The sequence below is a fragment of the Brevundimonas sp. FG128 genome (assembly GCF_057809775.1).
In genome coordinates this window covers 1-312 of the sequence record NZ_JBMDKP010000008.1, presented here as the reverse complement: position 1 = coordinate 312, position 312 = coordinate 1, and the positions used below count along the sequence as shown (strand labels likewise).

Genomic DNA, 312 nt, shown 5'->3' with positions numbered 1-312 from the left:
GTCTCCAGGGCGTTGAGCCTGCCATGACCGACAAAGAGCCCCGCAAGACCCCCATTGGATACGAAGACCGCCCAGACAGGTCGACGCGAGTCGCGTTCCGCATCACCGCCCTCGCCATAGGCATTGCGGCTGTCGTCTGCCTTGCCCTCATCGTGGTGGTCGTGACCCGCAGCGGCGGCATTTAGTAAATGTATGGCCGTCGGCAGAATCCGGCCAGCAAAAAGCCGCCAGATGGTTGATCTGGCGGCTTTCATGATTTGGGTGCGGGAGTAGGATTTGAACCTACGACCTTCAGGTTATGAGCCTGACGAG

1 protein-coding gene is annotated in these 312 nt (G+C 59.6%); it reads left to right on the top strand.

Annotated features, from left to right (window positions below; all coding sequences use genetic code 11):
* A partial coding sequence (locus ACODSC_RS14990) for a hypothetical protein (protein ID WP_488814814.1) occupies positions 1–185 on the top strand: 185 nt, incomplete at its 5' end.
* Positions 186–312 lie beyond the last annotated feature (127 nt).